At 75.7% G+C, this 17,197-nt stretch carries 6 protein-coding genes; 2 read left to right on the plus strand and 4 right to left on the minus strand.

The features are described from left to right. Nucleotides 1-50 precede the first annotated feature (50 nt). Nucleotides 51-698 (minus strand): TetR/AcrR family transcriptional regulator, encoded by a 648-nt coding sequence (locus ABT093_RS11455; RefSeq protein WP_350562917.1) that lies wholly within the window; start codon nt 696-698, stop codon nt 51-53. A 92-nt stretch (nt 699-790) separates the two neighbouring features. On the opposite strand from ABT093_RS11455, the gene ABT093_RS11460 reads away from it, so the two are divergent. Further along, nucleotides 791-1,414: an SRPBCC family protein gene (locus ABT093_RS11460; protein WP_350562919.1), complete on the plus strand. Its 624-nt coding sequence runs from the start codon at nt 791-793 to the stop codon at nt 1,412-1,414. Here ABT093_RS11460 and ABT093_RS11465 read toward each other — a convergent pair whose 3' ends face one another. The 3 genes from ABT093_RS11465 to ABT093_RS11475 all read right to left on the minus strand — a co-directional run bounded on the left by ABT093_RS11465 (nt 1,415) and on the right by ABT093_RS11475 (nt 13,498). Next, nucleotides 1,415-4,585, minus strand: coding sequence for a non-ribosomal peptide synthetase (locus tag ABT093_RS11465; protein WP_350562921.1), 3,171 nt, complete (start codon nt 4,583-4,585; stop codon nt 1,415-1,417). Next, complete coding sequence (locus tag ABT093_RS11470) at nt 4,582-10,191, minus strand: non-ribosomal peptide synthetase/MFS transporter (RefSeq protein WP_350562923.1); 5,610 nt, start codon at nt 10,189-10,191, stop codon at nt 4,582-4,584. The genes ABT093_RS11465 and ABT093_RS11470 overlap by 4 nt, the downstream gene beginning before the upstream one ends. 151 nt (nt 10,192-10,342) lie before the next feature. After that, nucleotides 10,343-13,498, minus strand: a complete 3,156-nt coding sequence (locus ABT093_RS11475) for a non-ribosomal peptide synthetase (RefSeq protein WP_350562925.1) — start codon at nt 13,496-13,498, stop codon at nt 10,343-10,345. Between the two features lie 563 nt (nt 13,499-14,061). Here ABT093_RS11475 and ABT093_RS11480 point away from each other — a divergent pair. Further along, the gene (locus tag ABT093_RS11480) at nt 14,062-17,184 is read left to right on the plus strand and encodes a phosphocholine-specific phospholipase C (protein WP_350562927.1); all 3,123 of its coding nucleotides are present in this window, start codon (nt 14,062-14,064) and stop codon (nt 17,182-17,184) included. Nucleotides 17,185-17,197: the final 13 nt, after the last annotated feature.

Below are 17,197 nucleotides of genomic sequence, written 5' to 3' on the forward strand. Positions count from 1 at the left end.
GGTGCGCCGTCGAACGGTCCTCGCCGGGCCGGACCCGAGCCGACGCCGCGTCAGGCGAGCAGGGCGGCGAGTTCGGACTCGAAGAGGACCTCGGGGTCGAACCGCATGCCGGTGAAGTGGCCGGCGAGTTCGAGGGACAGGACGCCGTGGAGGCGGGTCCAGAGGGTGAGGAAGAGGGCGAGGGCCTCGGGTGGGGCGGGGTGGTCGGTGGCCCAGGCGCGGTGGTCGGCGAGGTGGGTGCCGAGAGGGGACGCGGGGGAGGCCGGGGGGAGGGCGGCGGCGCAGGCGTCGAGCAGGGTGGTGGCGATCTCCCGGGAGATCGCGGTGGTGTCCTCGGGCGCCTGGTAGCCGGGGATCGGGGTGCCGTAGACCAGCAGGTAGCGCTGGGGGTCGGTGAGGGCCCAGCTGCGCAGGGCGCGGGCGAGGGCGGGCAGGTCCGCGCCGGTGGCGGCGGCCGCGGCGAGGGTGTCGGCGAGGCTGCGGTAGGCCTCGCGGACGAGTTCGGTGATCAGCTCGTCGCGGTTGGCGAAGTAGCGGTAGAGGGCGGGGCCGCTCATGCCCATCCGTTTGGCGATGGCGTTGAGGGAGAGCGCGGAGGCGCCGGCGGTGGCGATCTGCTCCCAGGCGCGTTCCATGACCTCGGCGCGCACCTGGGTGCGGTAGCGCTCGCGGGGGGTGGTGGACTCCGTCTTCGCCATGGTTAGAAGGTATCACGGAAGCTATTGACTGTCGGAACGGTGAGGAGTTAGAACTTCTAACGAGAGGGATGGCCTCTAGGGAAGGAAATGCCATGTCCGGAATCCGGGCCGCCGTGATCACGGTTCCGCTGGTCGTCGGGATCCTCGGTGGGGCCGCCGTGCCCGCTGGGGCACAGCCCGCCAAGGGGCTCACCTGCCGGGGCGCGGGCGTCGACCCCGCCGCGCAGGTGCGGTACCGGACGGAGGCGGTGATCGACGCGCCGCCGGCCGTCATCTGGAGGCTGCAGACGGACGTCGACCGCTGGCCGTCCTGGCAGCGGCCCGTCACGAGCGCGGAGCGGCTGGACCACGGCCGCTTCCGGGCCGGGTCGGCGTTCCACTGGACGACGCCCGTACCGCCGGGGACCGGGATCCCGGCCACCGGCCTGGACATCACCTCGACCGTGCGTCAGGTCGAGCGGGGCTCCTGCATCCGCTGGACCGGTCCGGCGGTCGGGGAGGGGGTGCACATCGACGGGGTGCACGTCTGGAACTTCAGCAGGGTCGAGGGCGGGGTGAAGGTGAGCACCGAGGAGACCCACACCGGGCCGCAGGTCGACGCCGACGTGCCGATGGCGACGGAGATCCTCAAGGCGGGTCTGGAGGGGTGGCTGGCCGATCTCAAGGCCGCCGCCGGGGCGCGGGCATCCCGGTGGACGCCCGCGCCCCGGTCGTGATCAGCCGGACAGGCGCTCCGCCGCCTCGTCCTCGCTGAGCGCCTCGATCTCCGCGATCAGCAGTTCCTCGACGCGCGCGGCGAGCGCGGCGGCCGTGGAGAGCTCGAAGGCGTCGCGGATCGGGACGTCCAGCCCGACGCCCGCGCGGATCCGGGCGACCACCCGGGTGACCAGCAGCGAGTCCCCGCCGAGTTCGAAGAAGTCGTCGAGGGCGCCGACCCGGGGCACACCCAGGACCTCCTGCCACAGCTGGGTGACCAACTGCTCGGCGTCGGTGCGCGGCGCCACGTACCGGCTCGCGGCGGCCGGGGCCGGTTCGGGCAGGGCGGCGGTGTCGAGCTTGCCGTTGAGGGTCAGCGGGAGGGCGTCGAGGAGGACGACGGTCTCGGGGACCAGGTACGCGGGCAGCCGTACGGCCAGGTGCTCGCGCAGCGCGGCGGGGTCGGGCCCGGCGGCACCGGGGGCCGGGACGGCGTACGCCACCAGGCGGCGGCCGCCGAGCACCACGGCGGCGGCGCGCAGCACGTCCGGACGGCCGGTCAGGGCGGACTCGATCTCGGCCGGTTCGATCCGGTAGCCGCGCAGCTTGACCTGCTCGTCGGTGCGGCCGAGGTAGTCGAGGGTGCCGTCGGTGCGCCAGCGGGCCCGGTCGCCGGTGCGGTACATCGCACCGCCGCCGAACGGGTCGTCGACGAACGCGGCGGCCGTGAGGTCCGGGCGGCCCAGGTAGCCACGGGCCAGGCCGGCGCCGCCGATGTACAGCTCGCCCTCCGAGCCGCGCGGCAGCAGGGCGCCGCGCTCGTCGAGCACGTACAGCCGCACCCCCGGCAGCGGGCGGCCGAGCGGCGGGCGGCGCCCGGCGTCCGGGGCGCCGAGGTCGGCGGCGGTGACGATGACGGTGGCCTCGGTCGGGCCGTAGGTGTTGACCAGCCGGACGGCGTCGCCGTGCCGCTCGCGCCAGCGGGCGACGGCGTCGGCGCGGGCCTCGGAGCCGCCGAGCACCACCAGCCGCAGGGCGGCCGGCCACGCGGTGCGCTCGTCGTGCGAGACCAGCTCCTCCCAGTAGGCGGTCGGCAGGTCGAGCACGGTGACGGACGGGCCGTGCGGGCCGCGCAGCAGCTCGGGCAGGGTGCGCCCGCCGCCGGGGAGCAGGACGACGCGGGCGCCGGTGGCGAGCGCGGGCCACAGCTCCTCGGCGTGGGTGTCGAAGCCGATCGAGGCGAACTGGACGATCCGGTCCTCCGGCGTCAGGCGGTAGCCGTCCGGGCCGGCCATCCAGTCGACGCGGGCGGCCAGCGCGGCGTGGTCGACGGCCACGGCCTTGGGGGTGCCGGTGGAGCCCGAGGTGTAGAGGACGTAGGCGAGACCGGCGCGCCCGTCGGCCGTCACCGGGTCGGCGCCGGGCCGGATGCGCGGGCCCTCGCCGTCCTCGTCCGTCAGCAGCAGGACGGCACCCGACTCGCGCAGCATCAGCTGCCGCCGCTCCTGCGGGTGGGCCGGGTCGAGCGGCAGGTAGCCCGCGCCGGCCTTCCAGATCGCCAGCAGGGCGGTCACGAGGTCGAACGAGGGCGCCAGCCGGACGGCCACCAGCTGCCCGGCGACCGGGCCGAGCCGCTCGGCCAGCCCGGTGGAGCGGCGGTCGAGTTCGCCGTAGGAGAGGACCTCGCCGTCGCACTCCAGCGCCGGGGCGTCCGGTGCGGCGGCGGCCCGTTCGGCGAAGCGGGCGAGGACGGGGCGGACCGTGGACGCCGGGGCGGGACCGGTGCCCAGGGCGAGCAGCTCGGCGCGCTCCTGCGCCCCGATCAGCCAGTCGCCGTGCAGCGGCACCGCGGCGTCCTCGACGGCGGCGGCCAGCAGGGCGCGGCAGCGGGTGCCGAGCGCGGTCACCGTCGCCGGGTCGAGGACCTCCCGGTCGAAGCAGAAGGAGAGCGTCAGGCCGCCGTCCGGGGTGCGCCAGCTGTCCAGCAGCAGATCGGTCTTGGCGCGCTCGAAGCCCGAGTCCATGGAGGCCGTGCGCACCCCGGCGGGCAGCGCCGCGCCGCCGTCCTCGCCGGCCGCCAGGTCGTACTGGCTCTGGTGGACGAACACCGCCTGGTAGAGCGGCGCCGCACCGGCCTCGGCGGGCAGGTCCAGATGGGCGGCGAGCCGCTCCAGCGGGACGTCCTGGTGGCTCAGCGCGCCCAGGGTGGCGGTGCGGACGCGGTGCAGCACGGTGCGGAAGCCGGGCTCGCCGGTGAGATCGGCGCGCAGCACGCCGGTGCGGGCGAAGTAGCCGACCAGCTCCTCCTGCGCCGCCTCGGTGCGGCCCGCGAGCGGGGTGCCGACCACGAAGTCGGTGCTGCCGGTCCAGCGGGCGAGCACGCACTGGTAGGCGGCCAGCAGCACCATGAACGGGGTGCAGCGCTCGCGCCGGGCCAGCGCGTCCAGGGCCGCCGTCAGCTCCGGGTCCAGGGCGACGGTGGCGAAGCCCGCCGGGTGGAGCGGCTCGGCGGGCCGCGGGTGGTCCAGCGGCAGCCGCAGCCGGCCGGTGCCGGCGAGCTTCTCGGCCCAGTAGCGGAACGCCGCCTCGGCGCCGCCCGCGGCCGCGCGCTCCTGCTCGGCGCGCGCGACGTCGCCGTACCGCAGGGCGAGCGGCGCGAGCGCGGCCGGCGCCTCGCCGAGCGCCTCCCGGTACAGCGCGAGCAGTTCGCGCCACAGGATCCGGAACGACCAGCCGTCCGAGACGATGTGGTGGACGACCAGGGCGAGCGCGTGCTCGTCCGGCCCGGCGGAGACCAGGACGGCGCGCAGCGGCGGGCGCCCGGCGAGCTCGAACGGCGCGTTGACGGCGGGGCGGCAGGCGTCGGTGAAGTCCTGCTCGGTGGCGCCGGGCGCGAGCGCGACCAGGTCGAGCGGGACGGGCGCGGGCGGTTCGACCAGCTGGACGGGCGCCTCGCCGTCCAGGGCGAAGCGGGTGCGCAGCGGTTCGTGGCGGGCCGTCAGCCGCTCCAGCGCGGTGCGCAGCGCGGCGACGTCCAGCGGGCCGCTCCACCGGCGGCACAGGTACATGTTGAACCCGGCGTCGGCGGGGTGGAGCTGCTGGAGGAACCAGAGCCGGCGCTGTTCCTCGGTGAGCGGGTGGACGGCCTCGGCGGGGCGGGCGGCGCCGGGGGTCCGGTCGGTGGTGGTCATCGGATGGTGGCCTCGGTTCGGGTACGGCGCGCGGCGGCGGGTTCCGCGGGGGCGGCGGGGAGGGCTTCGGACGGGGACGCGGCCTCGGCGCGGGCCGAGAGGGTGGCCAGGCCGACCAGGTCGTCCGGCTCGGCGTCGGGGACGTCGCGGTCGAAGTGACGCAGCGCCGGGACGGCGAGGCAGACGAGCACCAGCAGCGCCATCGCGAGCCCGAACAGCAGGTAGAGCAGGCCGATGCCACGGCCGTCGCCGGTGCCGATCAGCCGGCCGACGGTGCCGGCCAGCGCGCCGTCCTCGTCGACCCACGGCTGGACCAGGCGCGGCCCGAGCGGTGCGACGACGGCGAAACCGACCGGCAGGGTGGACCAGGCCACCATGGTGTTGACGGCGATCACCCGGCCGTGGAAGCGCAGCGGCACCTTGGTCTGCACGATCGTCGCGTAGACGCCGTTGACCAGCCCGAGCCCGTACGCCATGCCGAAGGCGCCGAGCGCCACGGGCCAGATGCTGGGGCGCAGGCCGGTCACCAGGCAGGCGGCGGCGAGGCCGAGGGTGGCGAACAGGACGCCGCGCAGCCGCAGCCGGCGCGGCCCGCCCCAGACCAGCAGGGTCAGCCCGCCGAGCACCGCGCCGAGTCCGGCCGCGACCGAGACCCAGCCGGCGGCCGCGAGCGGGGCGAAGGAGAGCACCAGCGGGGTGGTGAGCAGGAACAGCGGCGACAGGAAGATGTTGAGCACCGCGAAGAACAGCAGCATCGCCCGGAAGTGCCGGCTGCCGAGCGCCCGCCGGAAGCCGGCCCGGATCTCGGCGGCGACGCTCTCGCGCCGGCGTGCGGCCATCACGTCGGGGAAGCGCACGGCCAGGGTGACACCGGTGGCGACCACGTAGCTGGCGACGTCCATCACGAGGATGCCGCCGAGGCCGAGGGCCGACAGCAGACCGACCGCGAACAGCGGGACCAGGAACTGGGCGAGGCCGAAGGCCATCTGGACGACGCCGTTGGCGCGGCCGAGGAAACGTTTCGGTACGAGCTGCGGAACCGCCGAGTTCCAGGCCAGCCGCTGGAAGGTCAGCGCCGTCGACAGCATCGCGATCAGCACGTAGGCGTGCCAGACCTGCAACGCGTCGGTCAGGTACAGCAGCAGCATCACCGCCTGGGTGAGGCCCGCCGCGACGTCGCCGTAGAGCATGATCCGGCGCCGGTCGCCGCGGTCCACCAGCGCCCCGGCCAGCGGCGCGGTGAGGATGCCGGGCACCAGACCGCAGGCGGCCAGCAGGCCGAACTGGGCGAGCGAGCCGGTGGTCAGGTAGATCCACACCGGCAGGGCGAACTCGGTGAGCGCCGAGCCGATCATCGAGATCTGCTGGCCGGCGGCGACGCCGAGGAAGCGGCGCATGGTCGGCCGCACCGCCGCGGCCGAGCGCTCGGGGGCCTGCGCGGCGTCCCGGGACAGCCCGGCCAGCCACCAGGTGGCGCCCTCGGTGCGCCGGTGCCGGTCCTCCTCGCCGTCCGCCACCGAGCGGTGCACGGTGGTGAGGATCTCCGCGAGCTCGGCGGCCCGGTACTTGAGGTAGAAGTGGCCGGCCTCGTCGAGCACCACCACGCCGGTGGTGCCGCTGAGCCGGTGCCACTCGCGGTAGCGCTCCTCGTAGAACTCGGTGGCCGGGTCCCGGTCGCCGCAGACCGCGTACACCGGGGCGGCGATCCGGACGTCCTCGCCCCCGCCCTCCTCGATGCCCTCGAACAGCCGGGTGAAGTACTGCTCGGCCTCCCGGGTGCCGATCCGCCGGTTCGCCACCATCAGGCGCAGCTGCTCGGTGCCGACCTCGTCGGTGTCCAGGCCCGCCGCCGCCAGGGCGTTGATCATGCCCTGGTCGCTGCGCAGCCGGTCCGCGGTGCGGGCCCACCACTCGCCGACGGCGGCGCCGCGACCGCGCGGCCGGGCGAACGGGAAGATGCCGCCGAGGTGGATGGCGTCGATCTCGCGCCCGGCGGCCTCCACCCGCCGGGCGATCTCGACGGCCAGCCGGACGCCGACGCCGCAGTGGCCGTACAGCACGATCCGGCCCTCGACGGTGTCCAGGATCTCCTGGGCGCAGCCGGCCGCCACCTCGTCGACGTCCATCGCCTCCTCGCCCAGCTCGTGGCCGGGGACGGCCAGCGAGTGCAGGGCCCAGTCGGCGGGCAGGGCGTCGGCGAGCGGCTTGTAGATGAGCGCGCTGCCGCCGCCGTACGGCGTGCAGACCAGGCTCGCGGTGACCTTGCGGCCGGCCGGGGTGAGCAGGTGCAGCAGGCTGCGCGGGCCCCGGTCGGCGTGCGGGTCGCTGACCAGGGCGGCCAGCCGGCGCACGGTGGGGTACTTGAAGAGGTCCATCACCCCGACCGGGGTGGGGAGTTCGGGGTAGGCGCGGCGCAGCTTGGCGACCACCTGGGTGGCCAGCAGGGAGTGCCCGCCGAGTTCGAAGAAGTCGTCCAGCGCGCCGACCCGGGGCACCCCGAGCAGCTCGGCCCACATGGCGGCCAGGAACTCCTCGGCCTCGCCCTCCGGTTCGACGAACTCGCCGCTCGCGGCGGGCTCCTCGGGCTCGGGCAGGTTCCGTCGGTCGACCTTGCCGTGGGCCAGCAGCGGCAGCCGCTCCAGCACCACGAAGCGGGCCGGGACCATGTAGTCGGGCAGCACCTCGGCGAGGGTGTCGCGCAGTTCGGCCGGGGTCGGGGCCGGGCTGTCGCCCGGGTGCTCCAGGTAGCCGACCAGGGTCTGCCGCAGCCCCTCGCCGCGGGCCAGCACGACGGCCTGGGTGATGCCGGGCAGGGCGGTGAGGGCGGCCTCGACCTCGCCGGGCTCGACCCGGTAGCCGCGCACCTTGATCTGGTCGTCGGCCCGGCCCAGGTAGTCCAGGGTGCCGTCGGTGCGCCAGCGGGCCAGGTCGCCGGTGCGGTAGAGGCGGTCGCCGGGCGCGCCGAACGGGTCGTCGACGAAGCGCTCGGCGGTCAGGTCGGGGCGGCCCAGGTAGCCGCGGGCCAGCCGGTCGCCGCCCAGGTACAGCTCACCCGTGACGCCCGGCGGCACCGGCTGCCCGGCGGTGTCGAGGACGTGGCAGCGGGCGCCGGCCAGCGGGGTGCCGATGGGGGTGCTGCCCGGGCCGGCGGCCTCGGCGGTCACCTCGTGGACGGTCACGCCGACGGTGGCCTCGGTCGGGCCGTAGTGGTTGAAGACGGCGCACCGGCCGAGCGCGGCGAGTTCGGCGGCCCACGGCCAGGCCGAGGCCTCGCCGCCGAGCACCAGGGCCCGGCGCGGCAGCAGGCGCTCCATCGGGGCGTCGGCACCGAGCGCGGCCAGGTGGGAGGGCGTCATCTTGAGGTAGTCGAGGCGCAAGGCCTCGACGCGCTCGGCGAGTTCGGCTCCGGCGATCCGGCGGGGCAGCAGGTGGACCCGGCCGCCGGTGCTCAACGCGAGGTAGAGCATGGTGATGCTGAAGTCGAAGGAGAGCGACTGCAGCAGCCCGTAGCCGGCGCCCGGTTCGATCCGCAGCCGCTCCCGGACCCCGGCCAGGTAGTTGAGGATCTGACGGTGCTGGACGGCGACACCCTTGGGGGTGCCGGTGGAGCCGGAGGTGTAGATGACGTAGGCCAGGTGGTCCGCGCCCGAGAGCTCCTCCAGCGGCTGCGGGTCGTGCGGCGCGGGGTCGGTGTCCAGCAGCAGCGCGGCGCCGTCGTAGCCGGGGAAGCGCTCGCGCAGCGCCGCGTCGGTGAGCAGCACCCGCACCCCGGCGTCGGCGGCCAGGTGGGCGAGGCGGGCGGGCGGCTGCTCCGGGTCCAGCGGCAGGTAGGCGCCGCCGGCTTTGAGCACGCCGACCAGGGCGACCGCCAGCTCGGGCGACTGCTCCAGGCAGACCGCGACCCGGTCGTCCGGTCCGACGCCGAGCGCCCGCAGCCGCCGGGCGAGGCCGTTGGCGCGCTCGTCCAGCTCCCGGTAGTCGACGGTGCGGCCCTCGAACTCCAGGGCCGGGCGGTCGGGGTGGGCGCGCGCGGTGGCGGCGAGCAGGCCGGTGAGCGTGCGGGGGCCGTCGGCGGGGTCGGGCAGCGCGGGCCCGGCCGCCCACCGCTCCAGGACGTCGCGCCGCTCGCCGGGGGTGAGCAGCGGCAGCCGGGAGACCGGCCGGTCCGGGTCGGCGACCGCCGCCGCGACCAGCAGTTCGAAGCGCTCGACCAGGTGCCGCACGGTGGCGGCGTCGAACAGGTCGGTGCGGTAGGTGAGCAGCCCGTACAGGCCGCCGTCGGACTTCTCCCGCAGGTAGAAGGCGAGGTCGGTGCGGGTGGTGGCGGCCTCGTGCCCGAAGCTCTCGGCGGCCGGCGCGCCGGCGGGGCCGGTGGCGGGGGAGGCGCTGCGGTCGCCGTAGTTCTGGAAGGCGAAGCTGACCTGGAAGACGGCGGAGCGGCTGACGTCGCGCTCGATGTCGAGGTCGGCCACCATCTGCTCGAACGGCACCTCCTGGTGGGTGTACGCGTCGAGGGTGGTCGCGCGCACCCGCCGGAGCAGCTCGGTGAAGGCGGGGTCGCCCTCCAGTCGGGCCCGGATCGGCAGCATGTTGACGAACAGGCCGACCACGCCCTCCAGTTCGCGGTGGAGGCGGCCGGCGACCGCCGAGCCGATCGCGAAGTCCCGCTGCCCGGCGTGCCGGCCGAGCAGCGTCTGCAGTGCGGCCATCAGCACCATGTACCCGGAGGCGTTCGCGGAGCGAGCCAACGCGGCGATGCCGCGGCCGAGTTCGGGGCTCCAGTGGAACTCGGTGGCGGCGCCCTCGAAGGTCAGCACCGGCGGGCGGGGCCGGTCGGTGGGCAGCTCCAGGGCCGGGACCTCGCGCAGCTCCTCGCGCCAGTACGCCCGGGAGGCGGCCAGCGCCTCGCCGCCCAGGCGCTCCCGCTGCCACACCGCGTAGTCGCCGAACTGGACGGGCAGCGCTGACAGTTGGTCGGGTGTGCCGTGGGCGTGCCGGGCGTAGAGCGCGTCGAGTTCGCGGTGCAGGAGGTCGAGCGACCAGCCGTCGCTGACGATGTGGTGCATGACCAGGGCGAGCACGTGCTCGTCCGGGGCCGTGCGCACCAGCAGGGCCCGCAGCAGCGGGCCTTCGGCCAGGTCGAACGGCCGCGCCACCCGCTCGCCGAGTTCCCGGGCGGCGCGGCCGGCCGGGTCCGGGTCGTCGGTGGCGTCGACGAACTCGGCCGCGCACGGGCCGGGTTCGGAGATCCTGACCAGTGCGGTGCCCTCGGGGGTGGCGGGGAAGGCCATCCGCAGCGCCTCGTGCCGGGCCAGCAGGTCGGTGAGGGCGGCGTCCAGCGCGGTGCGGTCGAGCGGGCCGCGCAGCCGGCGGGCCGGGGCGAGGGTCCAGGCGGTGGAGCCGGGGGCGAACTGGTCCATGAACCAGAGCCGTTCCTGGCCGCTGGAGAGCGGTACCTCGGCGCCCGGGGGCCGGGCGGGCACGGTGCTCGCGGGGGTGGGCCCGGTGGCGTCCGCGGAGCCGGCCGCGGCGGCGCGCAACCGCTGGGCGAGCAGGGCGCGCTTGGTCGCGGACAACCCGGGGGCGGGGTCCTGGAGGTCGGTCATCGGTGTTCCATTCGGCGCACGTCGGGGCGGTCGGCCGCGTGCCGTCGGGCGGGGTCGCCACGAGGCCGGGCCGCCGCGGGGTGAGGAGGCGAGGGCGCAGGGAGGGAGACGCGGGAGCGGGTGCGGGAGGCCCGGGCGGGCCTCCCGCGGGTCAGCGCAGGTCGCGGACGGCCGCGGCGATGCCGAGCGGGGTCGGGGTGGCGAAGAAGACGTCGAAGTCCAGCTCGACGCCGAGCAGGTCACGGATCCTGGCGGTGATCTGGATGATCGTCAGGGAGTGCCCGCCGAGTTCGAAGAGGTCGTCCTCGGGGCCGAGACCGGGCAGGCGCAGCACCTCGGACCAGATCCCGAGCACCGCGGTGAGCACCTCGTCCCGTTCCCGCCCGACGGGCGGCGCGCCGGCCGCCTCGACCGGTGCCGGCGGGACGGGCAGTGCGCGCCGGTCCAGCTTGCCGTTGGGCGTCAGCGGCAGCCGGTCGAGCACCAGGAAGCGCTGCGGGACGGCGGCGCCGGGCAGCGAGCGCTGGAGGAAGGCGCGCAGCTCGGCGGGGGCGGGGGCGGCGCTCCCGGCGGCCGGCACCAGGTACCCGGCGACGAACGGCTCCTCGCCGTCCTCCTCCCGGTGCACCGCGGCGGCGGCCTCGGCGAGCGCCGGGTGGGCGAGCAGCGCCGACTCGATCTCGCCCAGCTCGATCCGGTGGCCGCGGATCTTGACCTGGTCGTCCAGCCGGCCGAGGAACTCCAGTTCGCCCCCGGGGCTCCAGGCGACCAGGTCGCCGGTGCGGTAGAGGCGCTCGCCGGGCGCGCCGAACGGGTCGTCGACGAAGCGCTCGGCGGTCAGCCCGGGCCGCCCCAGGTAGCCCTCGGCGAGGCCGTCGCCGCCCAGGTACAGCTCGCCCGGCACGCCGATCGGCAGTGGCCGGCGCCGGCGGTCCAGGACGTAGGCGCGGGTGTTGGCGATCGGGGTGCCGATCGGGACGGCCTCCGGCGCCCGGGGGAGTTCGGCGCAGGTGGACCAGACGGTGGTCTCGGTCGGCCCGTAGACGTTGAGCAGCCGGTCGGTGCCGGCCCGCAGCTCCCGGGCCAGCGGCAGCGGCAGCGCCTCGCCGCCGACCAGGCCGGTCAGCCCGGCGGGCAGCGGTCCGGCGCCGAGCAGCACCCGCCAGCCCGAGGGGGTGGCCTGGACGTGGGTGACGCCCTCGCGCTCGACCAGGGCGCGCAGCCCCGGCCCGTCCACCGCCAGGCCGTCCGGGGCCAGCACCAGCCGTCCGCCGGTGGTCAGCGGCAGCAGCAGTTCGAGGGCGGAGATGTCGAAGGACAGCGAGGTGAGGCCGAGCCAGACGTGCTGCGGGCCGGAGTCCAGCAGGTCGGAGAAGGCGGCGAGCAGGTTGGTCAGCGCCCGGTGGCCGATCTCCACGCCCTTGGGGCGGCCGGTGGAGCCGGAGGTGTAGAGCACGTAGGCGAGCCGGCCCGGGGCGGTGTCGGTCGGCGCGGCGGCGTCCGTGTCCGTGGCCCCGGCCAGCCGGAGCACCGCCGGGGCGGCGGCGGCCACCTCGGGCGCCGGCTCGCGGTCGGCCAGCAGCAGGGCGGCGCCGGAGTCGGCGAGCACGAAGGCGAGCCGCTCGGCCGGGTAGCCCGGGTCCAGCGGCAGGTAGCCGGCGCCGACGGCGTGCACGGCGAGCAGCGCGGCCGGCAGGTCGGCGGTGCGGGCGAGGTGCAGGCCGACCAGGTCGCCCCGGCCGATGCCGGCCGCGCTCAGCGCGCCGGCCAGCCGCTCGGCGCGCTCCAGCAGGTCGCGGTAGCCGAGCCGCTGCTCGCCGGCCACCACGGCGAGGGCGTCCGGGGTGGCGGCGGCCCGCGCGCGGACCAGGTCGAGCACGGTCCGGTCGGCCGGGTGGTCGCGGTGGGTGGCGTTCCAGGCGGTGGTGACGAGGCGCCGCTCGGCCGCGTCGAGCAGTGGCAGGTCGCCGAGCGGGGTCGCCGGGTCGGCGGTGGCGGCGGCCAGCAGGGTGGCGAGGTGGCCGGCGATCCGCCGGGCGGCGGCGGGGGCGAGCACGGCCGGGTCGTACTGGAGGGAGAAGTCGATCGCCTCCGGGGCCTCGACGGCCTGCAGGTGCAGGGTGTTGCGGGCCGCGTGGTGGAAGACCGTCCAGTCGACCCGGGTGGTGCTGCCGGGGAAGACCGGCTCGGTGGTGGTGCGCCGGCGGTAGCCGAAGGAGACCGGGGCGAGCCCGGCCCGGGGGGTGAGCCCGGGCACGGCGGCGCCGAACGGCACGGTGCGGTGCGCCGAGACCAGCCGGACCTCGGCGCGCACGGCGCGGGCGTAGTCCGCGAACGGGGCGTCCTCGTCGGCGTCGGCCGGGGCGTACACCGGCAGCTCGTTGACGAACAGGCCGATCGCCTCGTGCCGGCCGGGGCGGCGGGTGGAGAACGGCACGGCGACGGGGACGGCCTCGCCGCCGTAGCGGCGCAGCAGGCCGTGCAGGGCGGCGAGCAGGAACTCGAAGACGGTGACCCCGGCCTGCGCGGCGGCGTCGGCGAGCGCGGCCCGGCCGGCGTCGTCGAGCCGCCAGGTGACGGCCTCGCCGGGGCCGGCGTCGGTGGTGGCCCGCGGGCCACCGGGCAGCACCGGGTCGGTGGCGGCGGCCCACCGGGGGCCGTGGTACGCGGCGGCCCGTTCGACCTCGTCGGCGGAGGAGGCGGAGGCGGAGGCGGAGGAAACGCTGGAAGCGGCGGCGGTGACGGCCCCGGCGCCGACGGCTCCGGCGGGCGCCTCACCCGCGAGGGCGGCGGCGTACGCGGCGGCCAGGTCGGCGGCGAGCACGTCCTTCGAGGTGCCGTCGAAGACCGCGTGGTGGGCGACCACCAGCAGCTCGGCGCCGCCGTCCGCCCGCTGGTGCAGCGTGAACCGGGCGAGCGGCCCGGCGGCCAGGTCGAAGGGGAGGGCGAGCTCCTCGGCGAGCCGCTTGGCGAGGGCCTCGCCGCTGTCGGCGGCGGTGTCGAGGACGGTGAGCGCGGGCGCGTGCCCGGCGGGGACCAGGCGGACCACGCCGTCCCGCTCCACCAGGGCGGCGCCGAGCGCCGGGTGCCGGGCGGCGGTCGCGGCGACCGCGCGGGCCAGGGCGTCGGCGTCGATCCGGTCGAAGTCCAGGCGCAGCGCGAGGTGGAAGACCTCGGGGACGTGGGTGAGCCTGCTGGTGAGCCAGATCCCGTGCTGGGCGGGGGAGGCGAGCCCGGTGGCGTCCGTCGCTCTCGCCGGGTCCCCGGCGGCTGAGGCGGGGTCGGGCCGGTTGGGGGAGTCGGACATGCTGTGCTCGATTCGGGAGTCGGAGACGGAGCTGCGGGGCACCCGTCCGAGCGGTGGCCGTGGCGGCGCGGACGCGGCACGGCGCGGTCGGACGGCGCGGCTGCCGAAGGGTGGCCGGCCCGCCCCGCGGACCGGTCGGCAGGCGCCGAGGCACGGCCGGACCCGACTCCCAGGATTCCCCCCTGATGCGTCGGACGATCCGATCCTCTCCCCCGTTCGAAGATCATTGGCCTGGACCTGCCGAGAGATTTCCACACACCACATGCCTCGTCAAGGGTTGTCCACGACCTGGCCGGTGGTTGCCGACGGTTCGTCAACTACCTTCCTTTTCCGGGATTCCCGGGCATTTGAAGGGGTGCCGTCAAGAATGCCGTGACGGCTGGGGCGGCCGGTGCCGACAAGAACGGCCGATCCGGCGCAAGTTGTCTGTACAGCTCCGGGTTCACTGTCGGTCATCGAAGCGCCATCGAACCCGCCGGTCCCGTCCATCTGGGGCCCGTACACATAACGGGTCTGGACCAAAGCGTCCGACCACCCCCGCTCTGTACGAGGAGTCACCCCCGATGAGTCCGAAGCCCGAACTGTCGCGCCGCACCCTGCTCGGCGGCGCGGCGGCGGCCGCCGTGCTGTCCGCCCTCCCGCTCAGCGTGCGCGAGGCGCTCGCCGCGCCGGCCCGCCCCGGCCGCCTGGCGGACATCCAGCACGTCGTGGTGTTCATGCAGGAGAACCGCGCCTTCGACCACTACTTCGGCACCCTGGCCGGCGTCCGCGGCTTCGGCGACCGCACGGCGGTGCGCGGAGTCAACGGCCGCTCGGTCTTCCACCAGCCGGACCCCGGCCGCAAGGAGGGCTACCTGCTGCCCTTCGCGATGAACGCCGCCCACACCAACGCCTACCAGCAGGGCGCCCCCGCGTTCGGCTTCGTCGACTCGATGAAGGCCTGGAACGACGGCCTCGCCGACGGCTCGGTCACCCGCCGCTCCGGCGGCTGGCTCGGCCAGGGCTACTACGAGAGCGCCGACATGCCCTTCTACCACGCGCTCGCCTCGGTGTTCACCACCTGTGACGCCTACTACGCGTCGGTGCAGTGCAACACCAACACCAACCGCGACCACTTCATGACGGGCACCAGCGGCGGCACCGTCCGGGACACCCCGGTCACCGACAACACCGAGATCCCCGGCGGCTACGAGTGGACCACTTACGCCGAGCGCCTGGAGAAGGCCGGCGTCAGCTGGAGGACCTACCAGGCGCTGGACAACTTCGACGACAACGCGCTCGCCTGGTTCGCCCCCTTCGTCAAGGCCAAGCCCGGTGAGCCCCTCTACGAGCGCGGCATGCGCGCCGTCGGCGACCCGGCCAAGAAGAACGACCCCTTCGCGATGGGCGACGCCCTGGTCGAGGCCTTCGCCGCCGACGTCCGGGCCGACACCCTCCCGCAGGTCTCCTGGATCGTCGCCCCCGCCGCGCTCTCCGAGCACGCCAACTACGCGCCGCCGAACGGCGAGCACCTCACCGCCCGGCTGCTGGCGGCCCTCGCGGCCAGGCCCGAGGTGTGGCAGAAGACCGTCTTCATCCTCAACTACGACGAGCACGGCGGGTTCACGGACCACCACCTGCCGCCCGTCCCGCCGCTGGCCGCCGGGCGCGGCAAGTCCACCGTGCCGGTCGACGGCGAGGTGGTCGTCCGGGTGAGCAAGGGCGGCTCCACCTACCACCGGGTGGTGAGCCAGGACGGCACGTACCGGGTCAGGGCCGCCGACGGCTCGCTCACCTGGTCCGCCACCCTGCCCGCCGGCGAGACCCTGGTCTCCGGCCCCTACCCGATGGGCCTGGGCGTGCGGGTGCCGATGATCGTCGTCTCGCCGTGGACCCGCGGCGGCGTCGTCGACTCCACCGTCTACGACCACACCTCGGTGCTGCGCTTCCTGGAGCAGCGGTTCGGCATCCAGGAGCCCAACATCAGCCCCTGGCGGCGCTCGGTCTGCGGTGACCTCACCAACGTCTTCGACTTCTCCGGCCGCGACCCGCGCTGGCCCGAGCTACCGGACACCAGCGGCAACCGCCAGAAGGTCACCGACACCGGCAAGCTGCCCGCGCCCACCGTGCCCGACCCGCAGGTCTTCCCGAAGCAGCAGCGCGGCACCCGGGCCGCCCGCCCCGCCCCGTACGACCTGATCGTCAAGCCGCGCCTCAAGGGCGACCAGCTGACCGTCGACTTCGTCAACCAGGGCAAGCAGGGCGCCGTCTTCGCGGTCCACCCGGAGCCCGGCACCCCGCCGCGCCACTACACCGTCGGCGCCAAGTCCCGGCTCTCCGACGTCTGGACGGTCGGCCAGGACGGCTACGACCTGCGCGTGCACGGCCCCAACGGCGCGCTGTGGCACCTGCGCGGCACCGTCGACGCGCCCTACGAGATCTCGCTCTCCGAGGAGAAGAACGGCAAGGTGCTGGAGGTGGACGTGATCAACCGCTCGCGCACCGCCCAGACCTTCCTGGTCGGCGACCTCGCCTACGGCGACGGCCTGCGCGAGGTGCGGGTCGCGGCTGGCGACGACAGGACGGTCAACGTCAAGGTCGGCCCCGAGGGCTGGTACGACGTCGCCGTCGGCGTCCGCGGCGAGCTGGGCTTCCGCCGCCGGATCGCCGGCCGCTTCCCCTGGGACGGCGAGCACCTGCTGACCGACCCGGCGATGGGCCTGCCCGACCCGCTGGCCGTGGACGTCGCGCTCAAGGCCGCCTCGACCACCATCGACGAGGCGATCCTGCTGCCCGGCCGCCCGGCCCGGGTCACCGCCCGCTTCACCGCCACCACCGCGCTGAGCGCGCTGGAGGCGCAGCCGGTCGTCCCGGCCGGGTGGACGGTCGCCGCCGTCACCGCGCCGCCCGCCGCGCTCGCCGCCGGGGCCACCGCCACCGCCGAGTGGGACGTCACCCCGCCCGGCCGGCTGCCCGACGGCGCCACCCACCGCGTCCTGGTCACCGCCCGGGCGCTGGCCGACGGCCGCTTCGCCGTCGCCGACGGCGAGATCGCCGCCCGCACCGCGCCGGTGATGGCCGGCCACCTGCTCGGCGAGGACTTCGAGTCGCTGGCCGGCGCGCTCCAGCCGGTCGGCGGGGTGCTCGGCTGGACGGCGCAGGCGCCGCAGGGCTGGTCGGTGGTCAACGCCCCGGGCATGCCGCAGGGCACCACCCGCCTGCAGGGCTGGACCTTCCACACCAAGCGCGAGTGGTCGAGCCCGGCCGGCCAGGACCGCGGCAACTTCACCCGGGGCCTGGGCGTCCTGGCCGTCGCCGACCCGGACGACTGGGACGACACCGGCTCGCCGTCCAAGAAGGGCGTCTTCGACTCGACCCTGGTCTCGCCCGCCGTGCCCGTCCCGGCCGGCGCCACCACCCTGTACGTGGGCTTCGACTCGCACTACCGGCAGGAGGCCCCGCAGAAGGCCGCGGTCACCGCCGTCTTCGACAACGGCACCGAGACCCGCCTGGTGTTCTACAGCTCCGACACCACCGGCAACGACAACGCCGGCAAGGACGTCCAGAACGCCTTTGTGAGCAAGCAGTTCGCCGTTCCGGCGGGCGCCCGCAGCGTGACGCTGAGGTTCCGGATGTACGACGCCGGCAACAACTGGTTCTGGGCCGTCGACCACGTCCGCTTGGACGTCAAGCCGATCACCGGCTGACGCCCCGCCGCCC

Origin of the sequence: Kitasatospora sp. NPDC002551 (assembly GCF_040296005.1) — a bacterium.
In the GTDB taxonomy this organism is placed as follows: Bacteria; Actinomycetota; Actinomycetes; order Streptomycetales; family Streptomycetaceae; genus Kitasatospora.

Bases quoted from the DNA above. Each gene is read 5' to 3' on its own strand.
- ABT093_RS11465 (WP_350562921.1), bottom strand. From the start codon at position 4,585: ATGACCACCACCGACCGGACCCCCGGCGCCGCCCGCCCCGCCGAGGCC.
- ABT093_RS11475 (WP_350562925.1), bottom strand. From the start codon at position 13,498: ATGTCCGACTCCCCCAACCGGCCCGACCCCGCCTCAGCCGCCGGGGAC.
- ABT093_RS11480 (WP_350562927.1), top strand. From the start codon at position 14,062: ATGAGTCCGAAGCCCGAACTGTCGCGCCGCACCCTGCTCGGCGGCGCG.
- ABT093_RS11455 (WP_350562917.1), bottom strand. From the start codon at position 698: ATGGCGAAGACGGAGTCCACCACCCCCCGCGAGCGCTACCGCACCCAG.
- ABT093_RS11460 (WP_350562919.1), top strand. From the start codon at position 791: ATGTCCGGAATCCGGGCCGCCGTGATCACGGTTCCGCTGGTCGTCGGG.
- ABT093_RS11470 (WP_350562923.1), bottom strand. From the start codon at position 10,191: ATGACCGACCTCCAGGACCCCGCCCCCGGGTTGTCCGCGACCAAGCGC.